This is a genomic window from Psychroserpens citreus (genome assembly GCF_055686305.1).
Map to the genome: position 1 here is coordinate 2,183,556 of NZ_CM145999.1, position 17,927 is coordinate 2,201,482.

The window sequence follows — 17,927 nt, forward strand, 5'->3', positions numbered from 1 at the left end:
TTGTTGTTACAACTTATGATATCAACAAAAAAAATACTTCTATTATTACTGCTTTTAATAGCTAGTGTATGTTCGTCTTTGGCTCAAGGTGATTTTAATTTGCCTAGAAAAGATAACGATAAAATAAAATTTCGGCTTATTAATAATCTAATTGTTATTCCTGTGGAAATAAACGGTGTAGAACTGTCTTTTATTCTCGATACTGGTGTTAGCAAGCCTATTTTATTTAATATTACTAATACAGATTCCTTGCAAATTAAAAATGTTGAGACAATTTTTTTAAGAGGTTTGGGGGCTGGAAGTAAGCCAATTGAAGCGCTTAGATCACGCAATAATTTTTTTAAAATTGGAAATGCAATTAATATCAACCAAGATATTTATGTGGTATTTGATAATTCAATTAATTTCTCAAATAGATTAGGTGTAAATGTTCATGGTATTATTGGATATGATTTATTTAAAAACTTTGTTGTGGAAATTAATTACATATCTAAATACATAAAGCTTCACAAAACTGAATCTTATGTTTATAAGACATGTAAAAAATGCGAGGTGTTTAATTTGTCACTATATAACAATAAGCCATATATGGAAACAGAGGTTAAGGTCGATGATAAATTTCTACCTGTAAAACTGTTAATTGATACTGGAAGTAGCGATGCACTTTGGTTATTTGAAGATAAGGAAAAAGGATTAGAACCTTTTGATAATCGCTATTTTGAAGATTTTATAGGTAAAGGTTTGAGTGGAAATGTATATGGAAAACGAGCTAAAGTTAAAAGCTTTAAATTAAAAGGTTTTGAGTTAAATGATGTCAATGTCGCATTTCCTGATTCTATATCTATAAGTACAGCAAGACGAATAAAGAATCGAAATGGTAGTGTTTCTGGGGAAATTTTAAAGCGTTTTAATCTTATTGTAGATTACAAAAATGCTAAAATCACTTTAAAAAAGAATGGAAATTTCAGAATACCTTTTTATTACAATAGAAGTGGTATTATCATTGAGCAAACAGGATCTAGAGTAGTTAAAGAAAAGGAAGATAGAGGTATTGTAGGTTATGGGAATAATACGGATAATGAGACTAGAATTGAATTAAGTACGCATTATAAGTTTTCTTTAAAGCCATCTTATTCTATTGTTGAACTCAGAGTAGGTTCACCAGCTGCTGAAGCCGGATTAATGGTTGATGATGAGATATTGTCAGTTAATGGGAAGAAAGCACATGAACTCTCGTTACAGAGGATTATGGAGTATTTTAAAAATGACATTGGAAAACTAATCAGAATGAAAATTGAACGCAACGGTGAAGTTATGTCATTTCAATTCCGATTAGAAGATGTATTTAAAAAAAAAGAACTCCCTAAATAGAGAGTTCTTCTAATATACCATATAGTTTGTTAGAGTCTATTGCTCCATTACACTTTTGTCTTTCTTTTCTAAAACACTTGTTTTGCTAGGGTCAATTACCAAACCTTTAATTTTTAATGCAACAGTAGGCGTTTCTGCATTAGATGTTACAGTAATTGTTTTTCTAATTGGATTTACTCTATTTGTGTCATATTTAACTTCAATAACACCACTTTCACCAGGTAAAATAGGACCTTTAGGTTTTTTTGGTACTGTGCAGCCACACGTAGACTTTACTTTAGATATGATTAATGGTGCATCACCTGTATTTGTAAATTCAAATACTCTAACCCCATCCGCACCTTTTTCAATGGTTCCGTAATCAATAACGTCGGTTTTAAATTCAATTTTCGCTACTTTATCTTGAGCGTAAGCTCCTATACTTAAAAGTGCTACACATAAAATTACTACTAAATTTTTCATCATTTAATTTTTAAATTGATACTATCAAAACTACTTACTTTTTACGATTCTGCAAAATATATTAGCTGTATGACCTTTTAATTAACATTAATCACAAATAAGTTGGTCATTATTTCTTTTAATCATTTCGCAAAAAAAGAAATATAAGTACTTTTGTCAGTCATAAAGCAAAAACAATACCAAAGCATGGACATCCCATCAAAATATTCAGCAAATAGCGTAGAAAATAAGTGGTACGACTACTGGATGAAGCATAATTATTTTCATTCTACCCCAGATGATAGAGAGCCTTACACAATTGTGATACCTCCACCAAATGTTACAGGAGTCTTGCATATGGGACATATGTTGAATAATACCATTCAAGACGTATTAATTCGTCGGGCACGTTTGTTAGGAAAAAATGCCTGCTGGGTACCTGGAACGGATCATGCATCCATTGCTACCGAAGCAAAAGTTGTAGCGAAGCTTAAATCACAAGGAATTGATAAAAATGATCTAACCCGTGAAGAGTTTTTAAAACATGCTTGGGAATGGACCGAAGAGTATGGCGGCGTTATTTTAGAGCAACTAAAAAAATTAGGGTGTTCTTGTGATTGGGATCGTACTAAATTTACCATGGATGATGATATGAGCGAAGCTGTAATAAAAGTTTTTGTTGATTTATATAACAAAGGATTGATTTATAGAGGGTATCGTATGGTAAATTGGGATCCAGAAGCCAAAACAACCTTATCCGATGAAGAAGTAATTCATGTTGAAAAGCAAGGCTTACTGTATTATTTAGAATATCAAGTTGAAGATAGTAACGATACCTTAATAATTGCAACAACACGACCAGAAACTATTTTTGGTGATACTGCAATTTGTATTAATCCTAATGATGAACGTTTTAACCATTTAAAAGGTAAGAAGGCAATAGTTCCTATTTGCGGAAGAGTCATTCCTATTATCGAAGATGAATATGTTGATATAGAGTTTGGTACTGGTTGTTTAAAGGTGACTCCAGCTCATGATGAAAATGATAAGGTTTTGGGCGATAGACATCATCTTGAGGTGGTTGATATTTTTAACGAAGATGCGACTTTAAATAGCTTTGGAATGCATTATGAAGGGCAAGATCGTTTTGTGGTAAGAAAAGCTATTACTAAAGAGTTAGAAGCAGCTGGTCTTTTGGTGAAAATAGAAAACCACATGAATAAAGTTGGGACTTCAGAACGAACTAAAGCCGTAATCGAACCACGTCTAAGTGATCAATGGTTTTTGAAAATGGAAGACTTAGCGAAACCTGCAATTGACGCTGTTTTAAATAATGGTGATATAAAGTTATATCCTAAGAAATTTGAAAGCACTTACAGACATTGGATGGAAAATATTCGTGATTGGAATATTTCTCGTCAGTTATTATGGGGACAACAAATTCCAGCATTTTATTATGGAGATGGAAAGGAGGATTTCGTTGTTGCAGAAAATGTGGATAAGGCACATCAATTGATTGCAGACAAAGGAATTGATATTAGTGTTGAAGATATTCGTCAGGATTCTGATGCCCTAGATACTTGGTTTAGTTCATGGTTATGGCCAATGAGTGTGTTTGACGGAATTAGAAATCCTGAAAATGAAGAAATCAAGTATTATTATCCAACAAATGATTTAGTAACAGGGCCAGATATCCTGTTTTTCTGGGTGGCTAGAATGATTGTTGCTGGATATGAGTATAAGGATCAAAGACCTTTTGAAAATGTATATCTCACAGGTTTAGTAAGAGATAAACAACGTCGTAAAATGTCGAAGTCTTTAGGGAATTCTCCAGATGCCCTAAAATTGATTGATGATTATGGTGCAGATGGTGTACGCGTAGGTTTATTGTTAAGTTCGGCTGCAGGTAATGACCTCATGTTCGATGAAGATCTTTGCCAGCAAGGGAAGCAGTTTGCAAATAAAATATGGAACGCCTTTAGATTAGTTAAAGGTTGGGAAGTTGATGCGTCTATTAATCAGCCAAATTCTAGTAAAATTGCAATAGAATGGTTCGAATCTAAATTTCAAAAAACGATTTTAGATATTGAAGATCATTTTAGTAAATATAGACTTAGTGATGCATTGATGGCTACATATAAGTTGATTTGGGATGATTTTGCATCTTGGCTATTAGAAATTGTTAAACCTGCATATCAACAACCAATTGATGCAAAAACATTGGAAAGCATAAATGGTGTTTTTGAAAATATACTTAAGATATTGCATCCATTTATGCCATTTTTAACTGAAGAAATTTGGCATTATATTAAAGAACGTTCTCCTGAAGATGCTTTAATTGTTTCTAAATGGCCAGAAAAGCAATCTATAAATGACGAGTTAATTTCCGAATTTGAATTTGCTTCAGAAGTTGTTTCTGGAATTAGAAATATCAGAAAGCAAAAAAATATTGCATTTAAAGATGCAATTTCATTTTCAGTGGTTAATAACGAAAACGTGACAACCACATTTGATGAAGTGATTTCTAAATTAGGAAACCTTGAAAGTTTTACATATGTTGATACTCCAGTTGATGGCGCATTAACCTATCGTGTGAAATCTAATGAGTACTTTATTCCAATGGAAGGTTCTATTGATGTTGAAGCCGAAATAAAAAAACTGACAGATGAGTTGAATTATACTGAAGGCTTCTTAAAATCTGTTCAAAAGAAACTTTCTAATGAGCGATTTGTAGCTGGAGCTCCAGAGCAAGTTGTAGCCTCAGAAAAGAAAAAAGAAGCTGATGCTTTGGCAAAAATAGAAACCCTAAAGTCTAGTTTGGCTAGTTTGCAATAATGGTAACTCTAGATGCTTTAAAAAAGGACTTAGAATTCTATTTTAAAACCTATAAGTTTTCCATAGGTAAACGAATTTATGGTAGATGTGTTATTGCCGAAAAGTCTAAATTTTGTGGTGCCGATATTTATATAAAGAGCAATAAGATTCATGTGCAAGCTGGGATACCTAGAATGAAAACCCGGCTATTAGTTGGAGGAGGTGCTGTCATTTTGAAGATGTTTAGCAAACGTTATTCGGAACCATCCTATGATATTTATGAATACTTATCTGAAATACATACAAATGTCAAGTTAGTTGAGTAATCTCAATTCTAAGCCTATAATTTTGTGCTTACCACTCATTAATTTTATTACTGTCTAGTTTTATAAAAATGAACAGTAAGATGGTGAAGCCCCAAAGGCCAGAACCACCATAGCTAAAAAAGGGTAAGGGAATACCAATTGTTGGAATTAGCCCCATGACCATGCCAGTATTAATTGTGAAATGTATAAAGAATATTGAGGCTACGCCATAACCATAGACACGGCTAAATTGCGATTTTTGAGACTCAGCTAAATAAAGGATTCTAATTATTAAGGCCATGAATAAAACAACGACTAAGGTGCTTCCTAAGAAGCCCCATTCTTCTCCTACTGTACTAAAAATATAATCTGTTTCTTGCTCAGGCACAAATTTCCCAGTAGTTCTTGTGCCTTGTAAAAATCCTTTGCCAGTCCATCCTCCCGAACTTATAGCTTGTTCTGATTGAATAAGATTATACGCCTCTTCTTTTTTCATTTGTTCGAGTTTGACCGGATCTTTTTCCAATCGTAGCCATAGACTTATCCTATTTTGTTGATGCGGTTTTAAGACATGATCATAAAATAGCTTGACTCCTGCTGAGAACGAAATACATATTATAAGTACAATTATAGACTGTATAAGAGAGGCTCTTTTTTTTCTTCGGAAGAAATAGATGCTTAGAAGAATTACAGTTGCTACGATAGCGGTAATAATTAAGCCAAATTTTAAAGCTAAAACGGCTAAAATAATTGCAGATAATGCAATAGCTAAATAGATTTGTTGTAAGCCTTCTCTGTAAAAGACAAAGAAAAAAGATGCATAGACTAAGGTGCTACCTGCATCATTTTGCAATAGAATTAAAGTTGCTGGCAAAACGATAATACCGACAGCTCTTAATTGATCTTTCAAGGTATTCATGTCTGTCTGCAAATCACTCATGTATTTTGCGACGGCCAAAGCTGTCGCAAACTTTGCAAACTCACTAGGTTGAATAGTCATGCTACCAATGCCATACCATGATCGTGCACCATTAACATCTTTTCCGAAGATAAATAACCCTACCAGAGACAGCATAGCAATGATATATATGATGCTTGCAAAGCGTTCATAAAATTTAGCTTCTACAGATAATATGAGGATAATTAGAACTATGGTTAATCCTAAAAAGACTAATTGTTTTCCATACAATTGACTCATGTCAAAATAGCTGCTTATTTCACCCACATGAGAGGCCGACATAATATTTAGCCACCCAAAACCGACCAAAAGAAGGAATAACACAATAGTAATCCAGTCAAAACCAAAGCCTCTATGATTTTCTCTATGCATTGCTAAGGGTTGTTATCAGATTGAATTTGAATAGAATTGTTGAGATCTTCATCTTGATTTGGTTTAACTTTATCAACAATTTGTAGCGTAGTTTCGCCATTGATTTTAAAAGGTTCGCCAGAATAAGGTTTGGCATATTCATTTTCTAAACTATGAGTTAAAATCCAGTGTTCCATATCTGTTCTGGTAATTTCACCTTTGATATATTTTTCTATCATTAAACTAGCCATTCTACCTGCAAAACGACTTCCCCAATAGCCATTTTCAACAAATACTGCTATCGCAATTTTTGGGTTGTCTTTAGGAGCAAAAGCAACAAAAATTGAATGGTCAGTTAATTGTGTTTTGACACTGTCAATTTTGACAAAGTTTTCTGCAGTTCCTGTTTTTCCACAAATTTCTACCCCTGGAATTCGAAGTGTTGCGGCTGTGCCTTTATTGTAAACATCATACATGCCTTGAATAACAGGCTCAAAATGGTGCTTGTCAATGGTAGTGTATTTTGGTGTTGTATATTTTTTAGGAATAGTATCACCTTCAATAGCCTTAATAATATGTGGCGTATAATAATATCCACGATTACCTATTGCTGCTGCCATATTGGCAAGCTGAATAGGAGTAGCTTCTACCTCACCTTGACCAATAGCATTAGAAACGATGTAAGTTGACCCCCAACGGTTATCTCCATAAGCACGATCGTAATAATCTCCGTTTGGAATACGGCCTGGGCGACCAACATTTAAGTCGTAGCCAAGGAAATCACCAAGTCCAAAACTTTTGGCGTGTTTAGCCCATCTATTCATTGCATCTCCTGCATCATCATATTTGTCCACAATTCGACGGTATGCTGTTACAAAATACGCATTACAAGATTGTGCAATTCCGCTATTCATATCTACTGGACTCTTGTGATGATGACAGCCTGTTAAACGTCGACTACCATAGTAATAACCCATTCGACAACCCACTTTGTCATTAGGGTCAATAACACCTTCTTGTAAACCAATGAGAGCATTAATAACTTTGAATGGAGATCCAGGAGGGTATTGAGCCTGCAATCCTCTATCAAATAATGGTTTTGCGATACTATCTCTAAATAATTTGGTAAAATTCTTTGAACGGCCACGGCCTACCAATATATTTGGGTTATAGCTTGGTGCAGATACTAATGCTAGAATTTCGCCATTGCTTGGGTCAATTGCAACAATACCACCTCTTTTATTGGTCATGAGTAACTCTCCATATTGCTGTAATTCAGAATCAATAGTTATTGTAATGTCTTTTCCAGGTTGAGGTAGGGTATCATATATACCTTCTTTATAGGGTCCAATATTTTTGTTAAACCTATCTTTTTGAATAAACTTAATTCCCTTAACACCTCTTAATACATTTTCATATGATAATTCGACCCCTTGCTTTCCAATGAGATCTCCCATTTTATAATAAGGCTGCTTTTCAATAATTCGCCTATTGACTTCTCCAATGTCACCTAAAACATTAGCGCCAATGGAGGTTTGATAATCTCTGAGTGAACGTTTTTGAATGTAGAATCCATCAAATTTTCTCATCTTTTCTTGTAGTACTGCATAATCTTTTTTAGATAATTGAGGAACAAATACAGATGGCAGGCGAGGAGAATAATTCTTTGCTTTATTATAGGTTTTAATGAAATCTTCTTTGGTGATTTTTAACAATGCGCAAAATTCTAATGTGTCTAAAGGCTCTACTTCTCTTGGAATAACCATGACATCATAAGAGGGTTGATTTGCGACAAGTAGCTTGCCATTGCGATCGTAAACATAGCCTCGCTTTGGATAGTCGTAAACCTTTCTAATTGCACTGTCATCAAAAAGACTATAATCTTCTTTGCTGTAGACTTGCAAGTAAAAGAGTCGTGCAATAAATAAGAGTCCTACAGTAATTACAGTTAATAAAAGTAGAAGTTTTCTCATTGTTGTTTGTTACTAAAAAGTATCGAAATTAAGATACAAAGTATTATAGTAAAAATACTTGAAAATAACGTCTTCTGTAGTATTAAAATTATGTTTGAAATGTTAAAAATTTCCATTGTAAACATAATCAAATGGTGTATAAAAATCAGTATTGAAAAATAGATAATCCGATTACCAAATTCAGTATTACTAAATTTAATACTTTGGTGTTCATACATCATTCCAAATGCAAATTTTAAAACCGCTGGTCTTATAAAAGCAATGGTTACAGATGCTGCAGCATTAACACCTCCTGAGTCAGAAAAAATATCAACAAATAAGCCTAACATAAAACTCAAAAATATGAATAGTGTTCTGTTATTATTTGCAGGATATAAAATGATAAACAGTATGTATGGGAATGGATTGATTGATCCTAAAAAATTAATATGATTACATATTAATACTTGGATAAGAATTAATGCAAAAAACCTAACAATGCTATTTAGGGTTAAACTATTCATCTATAGGGTTTTCTAGTAATTTAATCTCTTCAGTGTCGAGGTTTTCAATGATATACACATGTTTTAAATTGGTCATATCATTAAAAAGTTTGATTTGTATAGTATAGGTGTCTCCGCTTATATCCAATTCATAGCTATCGATAGTGCCAATAGGTATTCCTTGTGGGAAAATTGTAGACTGCCCACCAGTAACAATAGTATCTCCCTCTTTTACCGGAGCAAATTTAGAAATATCTTTAAGTTGAACTATACTAGTAGAAGATTTCCCATTCCATTTTAAAGACCCAATATGATTAGAAGCTTTTAATTGAGCATTGATACTGCTTTTTGTATTGAGTATAGATAACACTCTAGAATATCCATTAGAGGTATTATCAATAATCCCAACAATACCTTTAGATGTAATAACTCCAAGATCTTCTTTGACATTATGTTTTTCACCTTTATTAAGGGTTAAGTAGTTTTTTGAAGAGGCATAATTGTTATTAATCACTTTTGCCGTCTGAATTTTATAACGACCATCGTATGATATGCTGTCTATAGCAATACTGGTCGTTAAGGTAGAATCACTAGTGTTTAAAATTTGAGTTCTTAGAGTGCTATTTTCTTCAACTAAAAGATCGTTTTGTTCTTTTAAATTAAAATAATCAGTAATGTTATTGGCACTCTCATAAATACCACCAGTTAAAAAATTAGCTGAGTTGATAAATTTGCTCTTATGATAAGAATGAGATTGTATAGTTAATGCTAAAGAAATAACAAACAACAGCAGAAACAAAAGAGAGGTTTTGTTTCTAATGACAAAGTTGATAATTTGTTGCATGCTAAGGTGTTATTCTCTGTTATTTGATCAATACACTTTTAAATTTTGGTAAGTTTTTAAGTGTAATACCTGTACCACGTACAACTGCTCTTAATGGATCTTCTGCAATGTAAACAGGTAAATCTGTTTTTTGAGATAAACGTTTATCTAAACCTCTTAACATAGAACCACCACCAGCTAAATAAATACCTGTATTGTATATGTCTGCTGCTAGTTCAGGAGGAGTTTGTGATAGGGTTTCCATAACCGAGTCTTCAATTCTTAAAATAGATTTATCTAAAGCTTTTGCAATTTCTCGATAAGAAATCTGTACTTGTTTAGGCTTTCCAGTTAATAAATCACGTCCTTGAACACTCATTTCTTCTGGCGGAAGATCTAAATCTTCTGTAGCAGCACCAATTTGGATTTTTATTTTTTCAGCAGTGCGATCACCAACATATAAATTGTGTTGAGTGCGCATATAATAAATGATATCATTAGTAAATACATCACCTGCGACTTTAACCGATTTGTCACAAACAATTCCTCCTAAAGCAATTACAGCAATTTCAGTTGTACCTCCTCCGATATCAACAATCATATTTCCTTTAGGTTGCATAATGTCAATACCAATACCTATTGCAGCTGCCATAGGCTCATGTATAAGGTACACTTCTTTACCGTTTACGCGCTCACAAGATTCTTTTACTGCACGCATTTCTACCTCAGTAATTCCAGAAGGAATACAAACCACCATTCGCAATGCTGGTGTGAATAATTTCTTTTTAAGAGCAGGTATATTTTTAATAAACATGCTTATCATTTGCTCAGAAGCATCAAAATCGGCAATTACACCATCTTTTAAAGGTCTTATCGTTTTGATGTTTTCGTGAGTTTTACCTTGCATCATGTTGGCTTCTTTTCCAACGGCAATAATTTTACCTGAGATTCTATCCCTTGCAACAATTGAAGGACTATCAACCACAACCTTGTCATTGTGGATAATCAAAGTGTTTGCTGTTCCTAAATCTATGGCTATTTCTTCGGTTAAGAAATCAAAAAATCCCATTCGCTATTATAATATTATTAGGGTGTTGTTATACTATTTTTTTGGTGTGTTGTAAATGTAATAAAATTAATGCTTAAAATGACGTGTTCCTGTCATTACCATTGCTAAATTATTTTCATTACAATAATCAATCGTCAATTGGTCTTTAATTGAGCCTCCTGGTTGAATCACAGCCGTGATTCCAGCTTTATCTGCAATTTCTACACAATCTGGAAAAGGAAAAAACGCATCACTAGCCATCACTGCACCTTTTAAATCAAAATTAAAGGATTGCGCTTTGTGAATAGCTTGGTTAAGTGCATCTACACGACTTGTTTGTCCGGTTCCGCTGGCGCACAATTGTTTGTCTTTAACTAATACAATGGTATTCGATTTAGTATGCTTACAAATTTTTGAGGCAAATATTAAATCTTCTAACTCGTTTTGAGTCGGTTTATTGTTCGTCGCATTTGTTAAATCTGCAATACTGTCTGTTTTGTCATCTCTGTCCTGAACTAAAACACCATTTAAACACGATCTTACTATGGTTTGAGGGAAATCAACATCATGTAAAATTAGTAAAATTCTATTTTTCTTTCCTTTTAAAATCTCAAGGGCTTCATCTGAAAATGAAGGTGCAATAACGACTTCGCAAAATAAAGTGTGAATTTCTTCTGCTGTATTCTTGTCAATTTCTGTGTTGGCTATTAAAATCCCTCCGAATGCCGAGACAGGATCTCCAGCAAGCGCATCTACATAAGCTTGTTGGATAGAGTCACGTTGCGCAAAACCACAGGCATTATTGTGCTTTAAAATTGCAAATGTTGGCGCTTCACCTTTAAATTCATTCATAAGATTTACTGCGGCATCAACATCAAGAAGGTTATTGTAACTTAATTCTTTTCCGTGGAGTTTTGTAAAGAGTTCATCAAAATTGCCGAAGAAAAACCCGCGTTGATGAGGATTTTCACCATAACGTAAAACTTGTCCGTTAGTCTCACTAATTTTTAAAGAGGCTATTTCATGATTGGAATTAAAATAGTTGAAAATTGCAGAATCATAATGTGAAGATACATTAAAGGCTTTAGCTGCAAAGTGCTTTCTATCATCTTCTGAAGTATTGCCTTGCTGCGATTTTAACAGCTCTAAAAACTCTGAATAATTATCGACAGATGAAATACAAACCACGTCTGCATAATTTTTGGCTGCAGCTCTAATGAGTGAAATGCCTCCAATATCAATTTTTTCAATAATGTCTTGATTTGCAGCTCCTGAAGCAACAGTCTTTTCAAAAGGATATAAATCTACGATCACTAAATCAATTTGGGGAATATCAAAATCAACCAATTCTGCAACATCACTATCATTATTTTGTCGATTTAAAATGCCACCAAATACTTTTGGATGCAACGTTTTTACGCGTCCGCCAAGAATAGATGGATAGGAAGTAACATCTTCAACAGGAATCACTTCGATACCTAGGTCTCTAATGAATTTTTCAGTACCTCCAGTGGAATAGATGGTTACATTTTGGTTGTTTAATTCTTTTACAATTGGTTCTAATCCGTCTTTACTAAATACCGAAATTAAAGCCGATTTAATGGTTTTGTTATTACTCATTGTCCAGTTGTTGTGTTGTGTGTGATTTATGCCTAAGGCTTTTGAAAAATTAAAGCCCAAAAATACGCAATATCAAGTGTTAATAATACTCAATGAATGAGTTTATTTAAGTTTTTTGTAACAATAAATTGTTGAAAACGTCCTATCTTTATAATTCAAGAAATTTTCTTGTCAACCAAACCAGTATCATGCTAGTCTACCTTAGGTTATTCAAAGAGAGTTTTTCGTTTGCAATCAATGCACTACGAAATAATAAACTACGTACATTTCTATCCCTTTTAGGCATTACAATTGGTATTTTCTCCATTATTGCAGTACTCGCTGCGGTGGATTCATTGGATAAAAGTATTAAAGATCAGTTGAGTGGTATTGATAAAAACACCATGTATTTAACCAAATATTCGTTTGGTCCAACAGAAGTTCCGAGATGGCAGCGCGATAATTTTCCGCAAACCGAGTATGATGATTTTGAGTTTGTTCAAAGAAATGTGCCAGATATTGATGCTATGGCCTATGTGATTTTTGGTTCTTCTGAAAGTTTAAAATATGAGGGCAATACTGTTTCTGGAGTTGATACTACGCCAGTGTCTAATGGGATTTATGAAATAGAAGACTTTAAGGTAGAGCAAGGACGATTTTATTCGGAGGCTGAATCAAATTCAGGTGCTCCAGTTATTGTGTTAGGTAGCTCAACTGCCACAAACTTATTTGATAATGTAAATCCAATCGGAAAATCAATTCGTGCTTATGGACGAAAAATGACAGTTATTGGAGTGCTTAAAAAAATGGGTACAGGCTTAGGAGATTCTCCCGATGAACGAGCCTATGTGCCTGCTAACTTTGTGAGGCGTTTTAAAAATGGTGGAGCAGAAGGCTTACCTGGCGCTATAATTATTAAACCGAACAGTAATGTCGATATTGGTGCATTTGAAGCGGTTTTAAAACAGAAATATAGAGCTTATAGAGGGCTTAAAGCTGATGAACCAGATAATTTTTTTATAAATAAAATTGCTGGATTTAGAAAATTTATAGATGGAATCATTTCTACTTTAAACCTTATAGGCTGGATTATTAGTGGATTTTCTCTACTTGTTGGCGGTTTTGGAATAGCTAATATTATGTTTGTTAGTGTTAGAGAACGAACCAATCTTATAGGTATCCAAAAATCTTTAGGAGCTAAGAATAAGTTTATATTATTTCAGTTTTTATTTGAAGCTGTAATCTTATCTCTTTTAGGAGGTTTAATAGGTATTATATTAGTTTGGATGATATCTTTGGTTGCTACTGCTGCACTAGAATTTGAGTTTGTCTTATCATTCTATAATATCTTTCTTGGATTTTCATTGTCTACATTTATCGGACTGATATCTGGCGTAATTCCAGCAATTAGAGCTTCAAAGTTAGATCCAGTTGAAGCCATTAGAACTGGAATGTAAAGATGAGACTATAAAATTTCCGCAACCTTTTGACAAACAAATTCTAAAAAGCGTTCGTCTTCTGAAGTAAAAGGGTCGGCTGTGTTAGAGTCGATATCAATTTGGCCTATATTTTCACCATTTACAAAAATTGGAATTACAATTTCTGCTTTTACCGTAATACTACAGGCAATATAATTGTCTTGTGCAGATACATCTGGTACAATAAAATTTTCATTAGAAACGGCTACTTGTCCACAAATCCCTTTTCCGAAGGGAATAATTGTATGATCGGTTGGCTCACCTACATAAGGACCAAGTTTTAATTCATTTTTATTACCATTTTTGAAATAGAAACCTACCCAGTTGTAGTAATCAATATGTTCTTCCAGAAGTTTGCAAATAGCTAATAAGCCTTCATCTAAACTCGAAGCATTACCAATGATACTTTCAACTTGTGGTTTTAGGGATTCAAATGTCATAGGGTTCAAAAATTTTGGTAAAAGTATTTAAAAAGTACGATTCCTAGTTTCATTTTGTATAATTTTAACTCGAAATGAAAGCACTTCTTTTAAAATATAAGTCAGTCGTAAAGTTTATCCTAACCTTTCTATCTGTATATTTTGTATTGACATTGGTATATAAGTTTTATTTAGATTATTCTGATGGTTCTAAATATTATCCAGACTATCTAACAAATCTAGTTGCTGAGCAGAGTAAGCTCGTTTTAAATAGTTTTGATTACAGAGTTCAGCTCATTCCACATTCAGAAGAGCCTTCAATGAAATTAATCATTAATGAGAAGTTTGTTGCTCGAGTTGTAGAAGGCTGTAATTCGATAAGTGTGATTATACTATTTATTTCGTTTATTATTGCTTTTGCTGGTAAGTTAAAATATACCTTGCTTTATGTGATATCTGGTAGTGTACTCATTTATACTGTCAATGTATTGAGAATAGCTGTATTATCTATCGGGCTTTATAATTACCCATGGCGTCGAGATATTTTGCATACAGTGATTTTTCCTATGATTATTTATGGGATGGTGTTTTTACTCTGGATGTTTTGGGTGAATCGATTTTCGAAACAAAAACGAAATCAAGATGCGTAATCCAATGACTTACATATTACTATTAGTGTTATTTGGGCTGTTAGTGCTTATTCGTATTTTTGAGAATGAATTATTTTACGATCCTTATTTATTGTTTTTTAAAAATGATTACTTACAAATGGATTCTCCTAGACGAGAAATTCTTAAACTAACGTTGTTTACGACGCTGCGATTTGTTTTAAATACATTGATTTCATTAGGAATTATATACTTGTTTTTTAAAGATAAGTCTATAGTGAAATTTTCAACATATATCTACTTGGTTGCCTATATAATACTATTAGCTTTTTTTCTGTATTTCGTAATTCATCCGCGTCAAGAAGACTATTATTTGTTTTTTAATTTCCGCCGTTTTTTAATACAACCTATATTGTTATTACTTCTAGTTCCGGCGTTTTACTACTATAAACTTAAACACTAAACTGTTAAGTAATCTATAAACTAAAATGACATTGCGGCTTTTTTTATAACTTTGTACCATGTTAAAGCAAATTTTCCATAAAATAGCTTCTGTTACAATGGCAATTCTATTGTTGTTGTCTACAGTGTCATTTACTGTTGAAAAGCATTTTTGTGGTGATGTTTTAATAGATGTCGCCGTTTTAGGTGATGTTGAGAAATGTGCTATGGAAGCTTTTGAGATTGAACAAGAGCAAATTACTAAAAAGTCTTGCTGTAAGGACACTTTAGATGTTGTTGAAGGTCAGAACCAATTAACGGTAAAATCATTTGACGATTTAGAATTTGAACAGCAACTGTTTTTGTCAGCCTATGTACAATCGTTTAGTAAGCTGTTTGAAGCATTACCTTTGCAGGTAGTTCCTCATCAGTACTATTCTCCTCCAAAATTGATTGCAGATATTTGCTTGCTCGATCAAGTGTTTTTGATTTGATTTACTACACTTTTTTCCAAATCTTTTAAGACTGAAATACCTCAGTCTAGTTACAATCATATCAAAAATTAAACAATGAAAAACCTAGTTTTTTTACTGTTTTTGTTTCCAATATTATCATTGTCTCAAGATAAAATTGAAGGCGTTATTCTGGAAGCAAATACAAATAATGAGACCATTCCTCTTGCTGGAGCAAATGTGTTTTGGCTCAACACCTCGGTTGGTGCAGTAACAGATTTAGATGGAAAGTTTAGCCTGTCTTACCAAACCAATTATAAACAACTCGTGATTAGTTATGTGGGTTATAAAACGGATACTTTAACAATCACATCACCAAAATATATAGAACATTACCTCAGTCCTACTAGCGAATTGGATGAGGTTACTTTAACCGCTCGAAAACAAACAACGGCAAAGTCGTATTTGAGTTCACAAAATATTAGTACTATAAGTAGTGCTGAATTGCTTAAGGCTGCCTGTTGTAATTTATCTGAAAGCTTTGAAACAAACCCATCTATTGATGTAAATTTCTCAGATGCTGTTACAGGAACACGTCAAATTAAAATGTTAGGACTAACAAGTAAATACATTTTAATTACCACTGAAAATATACCTTCAATTCGAGGAGCGTCTCAAGCATTCGGATTGAGTTTTATTCCAGGTACTTGGGTTGAAAGTATTCAAATTACTAAAGGTGCAGGAAGTGTAGTGAATGGTTTTGAAAGTATAGCAGGTCAAATAAATGCAGAACTTCAAAAGCCAACCACAGATGATACTTTTTTCTTAAATCTATATGGGGCATCTAATGAACGTTTTGAACTCAATACACATATCAACACCAAAGTAAGCAATAAGTGGGATACTGGTATATATATACATGGTAATACCCATCAACAAAAGCATGATGTCAATAATGATGGTTTTTTGGATATGCCATTATACAATCAAATTAATGTCATGAATCGTTGGCAATACACCAACCCAGAAAAAGGCCTAGTGAGTTTTATAAATGTTAGGTATTTGAATGACAAAAAGCAAGCAGGAGAATTAGAGTTTAATCCAGATATAGATCGTTTAACTACCAATTCTTGGGGTAGTGAGATTGATACTGAACGTTTTGAAATATCTACAAAACTTGGATATGTAAATCCAGAAGTACCATGGCAAAGCTTAGGTGTTCAGTTTGCGTACAGTCATCATAATCAAGATTCGTATTTTGGATTAAACAAGTATGATATTAATCATAATAGTGTGTATTCTAATGTGATTTATAACTCAATTATTAGCGATTCAAGACACAAAATAAAAACAGGTCTCGGATTTACTTATGATCATTATGATGAAGTTGCTTTAGGAATGAATTTTGAGCGCAGTGAACGTTCTGCTGGTGCATTTTTTGAGTATGCCTATGACGACCTAGACAAATTAACCTTAACTGCAGGGTTACGTTTTGATACACATAATTTGTTTGGTGAGTTTATTACACCTCGTTTGCATGCTAGATTTACGCCATGGGAAAAGTCAGCGCTAAGGGCATCTATTGGTCGTGGACAACGCAGTGCAAATATTTTTGCAGAAAATCAAAATATATTTGCAACATCTCGTTCTATTAATATTTTGAATACCAACGGAAACATTTATGGCTTAGACCCAGAAATTGCATGGAATTATGGCGTGTCGTATTTACAAGGTTTTAATCTTTTCGGAAGAAAAGCAGATATAACATTAGATTTTTATAGAACAGATTTTAAAAACCAAGTCGTTGTAGATTGGGAAAATCCGCAAGAGGTGAATTTCTACAATTTGGAAGGAGATAGTTTTGCTAATAGCTTCCAAATAGAGCTTAATTATAATGCTTTTGAGCATTTTGATTTTAGAACTGCTTATAAATACTATGATGTGCAAACCGATTATCTTACAGGAAGACAATCTAAACCGTTAATTCCTAGACATCGTTTTTTTGCAAATGCATCATATAGAACGCATGGAGGAGAGGATGAGATGTCACCATGGAAGTTTGATTTAACTTATAATTGGTTAAGTGAGCAACGCTTTGCATTTACAAATTCAAATCCTGAAGAATTTAGATTGTCAGATGAATCTCCAACCATAGGAACGTTGAATGCTCAAGTAACTAAAGTGTTTTCTCCGAAATTTGAAGTATATTTAGGTGGCGAAAACATTACAAATGTGAGACAAAATAATCCTATTTTAGGAGCAAATGATCCTTTTGGTTCAAATTTTGATACTACCTTTGTATATGGTCCAATTTTTGGAAGTATGTATTACGCAGGGTTACGATTTAAAATAAAATAAATAACA

Annotated in this window: 15 protein-coding genes; 8 read left to right on the forward strand and 7 right to left on the reverse strand. The window is 33.3% G+C overall.

Annotated features, from left to right (window positions below; translation table 11 throughout):
• The first annotated feature begins 15 nt into the window (after positions 1–15).
• Positions 16–1,371, forward strand: coding sequence for an aspartyl protease family protein (locus ACTU6T_RS09765; RefSeq protein WP_460218027.1), 1,356 nt, complete (start codon positions 16–18; stop codon positions 1,369–1,371).
• A gap of 36 nt (positions 1,372–1,407) precedes the next feature.
• On the opposite strand, the gene ACTU6T_RS09770 is transcribed toward ACTU6T_RS09765, so the two are convergent.
• Positions 1,408–1,833 carry a DUF1573 domain-containing protein gene (locus ACTU6T_RS09770; protein ID WP_460218028.1) on the reverse strand — a complete coding sequence of 142 codons (426 nt, stop codon included), beginning with the start codon at positions 1,831–1,833 and terminating at the stop codon, positions 1,408–1,410.
• A 186-nt stretch (positions 1,834–2,019) separates the two neighbouring features.
• Here ACTU6T_RS09770 and ACTU6T_RS09775 point away from each other — a divergent pair, with 186 nt between their 5' ends.
• Positions 2,020–4,647: a valine--tRNA ligase gene (locus ACTU6T_RS09775; protein ID WP_460218029.1), complete on the forward strand. Its 2,628-nt coding sequence runs from the start codon at positions 2,020–2,022 to the stop codon at positions 4,645–4,647.
• Entirely contained in the window at positions 4,647–4,952 is a 306-nt protein-coding gene (locus ACTU6T_RS09780) for a hypothetical protein (protein ID WP_460218030.1), read from the forward strand. Before ACTU6T_RS09775 ends, ACTU6T_RS09780 begins: the two co-directional genes overlap by 1 nt.
• Before the next feature lie 28 nt (positions 4,953–4,980).
• Here ACTU6T_RS09780 and rodA read toward each other — a convergent pair whose 3' ends face one another.
• The 5 genes from rodA to purH form a co-directional block, all read right to left on the reverse strand.
• Positions 4,981–6,261 (reverse strand): rod shape-determining protein RodA, encoded by a 1,281-nt coding sequence (gene rodA, locus ACTU6T_RS09785; protein ID WP_460218031.1) that lies wholly within the window; start codon positions 6,259–6,261, stop codon positions 4,981–4,983.
• A 2-nt stretch (positions 6,262–6,263) separates the two neighbouring features.
• Positions 6,264–8,213, reverse strand: a complete 1,950-nt coding sequence (mrdA, locus tag ACTU6T_RS09790; RefSeq protein WP_460218032.1) for a penicillin-binding protein 2 — start codon at positions 8,211–8,213, stop codon at positions 6,264–6,266.
• 495 nt (positions 8,214–8,708) lie between these two features.
• A complete protein-coding gene (gene mreC, locus ACTU6T_RS09795) occupies positions 8,709–9,539 on the reverse strand; it encodes a rod shape-determining protein MreC (RefSeq protein ID WP_460218033.1) in 831 nt (276 codons plus the stop codon).
• A 19-nt stretch (positions 9,540–9,558) separates the two neighbouring features.
• The gene (locus ACTU6T_RS09800) at positions 9,559–10,587 is read right to left on the reverse strand and encodes a rod shape-determining protein (protein WP_033960946.1); all 1,029 of its coding nucleotides are present in this window, start codon (positions 10,585–10,587) and stop codon (positions 9,559–9,561) included.
• A 66-nt stretch (positions 10,588–10,653) separates the two neighbouring features.
• Positions 10,654–12,186 carry a bifunctional phosphoribosylaminoimidazolecarboxamide formyltransferase/IMP cyclohydrolase gene (purH, locus tag ACTU6T_RS09805; RefSeq protein WP_460218034.1) on the reverse strand — a complete coding sequence of 511 codons (1,533 nt, stop codon included), beginning with the start codon at positions 12,184–12,186 and terminating at the stop codon, positions 10,654–10,656.
• Positions 12,187–12,374: 188 nt separating this feature from the next.
• On the opposite strand from purH, the gene ACTU6T_RS09810 reads away from it, so the two are divergent.
• Positions 12,375–13,622: an ABC transporter permease gene (locus tag ACTU6T_RS09810; protein WP_460218035.1), complete on the forward strand. Its 1,248-nt coding sequence runs from the start codon at positions 12,375–12,377 to the stop codon at positions 13,620–13,622.
• Between the two features lie 8 nt (positions 13,623–13,630).
• Here ACTU6T_RS09810 and ACTU6T_RS09815 read toward each other — a convergent pair whose 3' ends face one another.
• Complete coding sequence (locus ACTU6T_RS09815; protein WP_460218036.1) at positions 13,631–14,083, reverse strand: GAF domain-containing protein; 453 nt, start codon at positions 14,081–14,083, stop codon at positions 13,631–13,633.
• 74 nt (positions 14,084–14,157) lie between these two features.
• Here ACTU6T_RS09815 and xrtF point away from each other — a divergent pair, with 74 nt between their 5' ends.
• From xrtF to ACTU6T_RS09835, 4 genes are all read left to right on the forward strand, one after another.
• Entirely contained in the window at positions 14,158–14,712 is a 555-nt protein-coding gene (xrtF, locus tag ACTU6T_RS09820) for an exosortase family protein XrtF (RefSeq protein ID WP_460218037.1), read from the forward strand.
• Complete coding sequence (locus ACTU6T_RS09825) at positions 14,705–15,133, forward strand: exosortase F system-associated membrane protein (protein WP_460218038.1); 429 nt, start codon at positions 14,705–14,707, stop codon at positions 15,131–15,133. Before xrtF ends, ACTU6T_RS09825 begins: the two co-directional genes overlap by 8 nt.
• A 58-nt stretch (positions 15,134–15,191) precedes the next feature.
• Positions 15,192–15,605 carry an HYC_CC_PP family protein gene (locus ACTU6T_RS09830; protein ID WP_460218039.1) on the forward strand — a complete coding sequence of 138 codons (414 nt, stop codon included), beginning with the start codon at positions 15,192–15,194 and terminating at the stop codon, positions 15,603–15,605.
• A 75-nt stretch (positions 15,606–15,680) separates the two neighbouring features.
• On the forward strand, positions 15,681–17,921 hold the full coding sequence (locus ACTU6T_RS09835; RefSeq protein ID WP_460218040.1) for a TonB-dependent receptor: 2,241 nt from the start codon (positions 15,681–15,683) through the stop codon (positions 17,919–17,921).
• Positions 17,922–17,927 lie beyond the last annotated feature (6 nt).

Bases quoted from the DNA above. Each gene is read 5' to 3' on its own strand.
- ACTU6T_RS09765 (WP_460218027.1), top strand. From the start codon at position 16: ATGATATCAACAAAAAAAATACTTCTATTATTACTGCTTTTAATAGCT.
- ACTU6T_RS09770 (WP_460218028.1), bottom strand. From the start codon at position 1,833: ATGAAAAATTTAGTAGTAATTTTATGTGTAGCACTTTTAAGTATAGGA.
- ACTU6T_RS09775 (WP_460218029.1), top strand. From the start codon at position 2,020: ATGGACATCCCATCAAAATATTCAGCAAATAGCGTAGAAAATAAGTGG.
- ACTU6T_RS09780 (WP_460218030.1), top strand. From the start codon at position 4,647: ATGGTAACTCTAGATGCTTTAAAAAAGGACTTAGAATTCTATTTTAAA.
- rodA (WP_460218031.1), bottom strand. From the start codon at position 6,261: ATGCATAGAGAAAATCATAGAGGCTTTGGTTTTGACTGGATTACTATT.
- mrdA (WP_460218032.1), bottom strand. From the start codon at position 8,213: ATGAGAAAACTTCTACTTTTATTAACTGTAATTACTGTAGGACTCTTA.
- mreC (WP_460218033.1), bottom strand. From the start codon at position 9,539: ATGCAACAAATTATCAACTTTGTCATTAGAAACAAAACCTCTCTTTTG.
- ACTU6T_RS09800 (WP_033960946.1), bottom strand. From the start codon at position 10,587: ATGGGATTTTTTGATTTCTTAACCGAAGAAATAGCCATAGATTTAGGA.
- purH (WP_460218034.1), bottom strand. From the start codon at position 12,186: ATGAGTAATAACAAAACCATTAAATCGGCTTTAATTTCGGTATTTAGT.
- ACTU6T_RS09810 (WP_460218035.1), top strand. From the start codon at position 12,375: ATGCTAGTCTACCTTAGGTTATTCAAAGAGAGTTTTTCGTTTGCAATC.
- ACTU6T_RS09815 (WP_460218036.1), bottom strand. From the start codon at position 14,083: ATGACATTTGAATCCCTAAAACCACAAGTTGAAAGTATCATTGGTAAT.
- xrtF (WP_460218037.1), top strand. From the start codon at position 14,158: ATGAAAGCACTTCTTTTAAAATATAAGTCAGTCGTAAAGTTTATCCTA.
- ACTU6T_RS09825 (WP_460218038.1), top strand. From the start codon at position 14,705: ATGCGTAATCCAATGACTTACATATTACTATTAGTGTTATTTGGGCTG.
- ACTU6T_RS09830 (WP_460218039.1), top strand. From the start codon at position 15,192: ATGTTAAAGCAAATTTTCCATAAAATAGCTTCTGTTACAATGGCAATT.
- ACTU6T_RS09835 (WP_460218040.1), top strand. From the start codon at position 15,681: ATGAAAAACCTAGTTTTTTTACTGTTTTTGTTTCCAATATTATCATTG.